This is a genomic window from Shewanella sp. MF05913, assembly GCF_059758095.1.
Genome location: NZ_JCAYNT010000053.1, coordinates 1 through 1,636 on the forward strand (window position 1 = coordinate 1; position 1,636 = coordinate 1,636).

A 1,636-nucleotide genomic window follows, 5' to 3' on the forward strand; every position below is an offset into this window, starting at 1 on the left:
CGGAGTTTTTCAAGTTAGTTGTCGCATCAAATTAAATTTTATGCCGCCCGCATTGCTTCTTTTTTCTCTGGATTTAAATTTACTTCATTGATCATTGTCCAATCTCTAGATTTTCCTGACCAACGAATTGGATTTTGCAATTTCGCTATTTCATTTACTCGGTGACGGTTCGCTAGTATCGCTTTATCTAATCCTAAATGACGCTGGTTTGGCGTGACAAATTTAATACCGCTGTGCAAGTGCTCATCGTTGTACCAATCAACAAATCCGTTAACCCACTTCCTTGCACTACCGATGCTTTCAAAGGCTTTTTCAGGGTATTCTGGGCGATACTTTAACGTCTTAAATAGCGATTCAGAATAAGGATTATCATTACTCACTGACGGTCGGCTAAATGAAGGCACAATACCTAACTCCTGCAATGTTGCCAATAACGTTGCCCCTTTCATTGGACTGCCATTATCCGAGTGCAACGTGACTTGATCTGGCTTTACCTGCTCTCGCCTGCAAATATCTACCATTAAATCAGCCGCCAGTGTGCTTAGCTGTGTGTCATGAACCTGCCAACCAACTATTTTTCGACTATAAATATCCATCACTAAATATAAGTATAAAAACTGACCTTTAACCGCTGTTGGCAAATATGTGATATCCCATGTATAAATTTCGTTTACACGTGTTGCCTTGAGCGCTTTTGGCTTTTTTATCTTTTTATTTGGTTTAACTTTTTCTCTGTGTGTTAATAATTTATGTGATTTCATAACACGATAAAACGAGCTTTCTGATGCTATCCACACACCTTTATCTAATAGTTTAGGGACTATCTTGCTGGGTGGTAAATGTCCATATTCTATTGAATTTACTGTCTTAATAATACGCTGTTGCTCTAATTCAGTTAGCCTGTTAGGTGGTCGCTTTATCGTACTCGTTCGCTTATCTGTCATATCATCAGCTTCAATCCAGCGTTGAATTGTTCTTGCCGTTAGACCAAGTAACTCACATGCTTTTGCTTGCCTTGCCCCTGATTTCTGCGCGTCGGTAATGAGCTTTATCAGTTCATGACGTTCAGTTGAGCTGGTTAATCGTCCTCGTTGAAACCCCAAAGCGCATCTGCTTTTTTTTTGAGTACAAGTAAGGCAGCTGTTTCTGCTAACGCTTTGTCTTTACGATTAAGCTCTTTTTGAAGTTGCTTAATTTCTTGTTTGAGCTGTTTACTGTCTGATTTTACGGGCTTCGTTGAAGGCCCTTTAGCAAAATCTTGCTTCCACTGTTTAATATGATGCGGGTAAAGCCCCTTAGCACGGCAATATTCATTAAGAGCTGCTTCACCTAAACTCGCACATTCAATAATGGCATTAAGCCTTTCTTCTAAGCTCCAGTCATGAGGGCGTTTTTCTGTTGTCATGTGACTACCATTATTTTTAGTTTCAAGTTCATGTTTTTTAGCAAGCGTAATCCATCGTTGCAAGGTTGAATAACCGATGCCTAAATCAAACGCAATATCTTCTAGGCGAACATCATCACATTGAGATAATGCTTTTTCAACAGCTTGAACTTTAAATTCTTGTGTAAATCGACGACTCATTTTATTGCCTCTATTAAAAGTTAGAGGCGACAACTATCCTGACACAGGGGG

1 protein-coding gene is annotated in these 1,636 nt (G+C 39.4%); it reads right to left on the reverse strand.

Annotation, left to right across the window (positions count from 1 at the left end; genetic code table 11):
- Positions 1 to 38: 38 nt before the first annotated feature.
- Positions 39 to 1,585 (reverse strand): IS3 family transposase gene (locus tag AC19MV_RS22930; RefSeq protein ID WP_243530850.1). Its coding sequence is split into 2 segments (ribosomal slippage): positions 39 to 1,126 and positions 1,126 to 1,585, totalling 1,548 coding nucleotides; the frame shifts between segments, so codons are not numbered across the junction.
- Positions 1,586 to 1,636 lie beyond the last annotated feature (51 nt).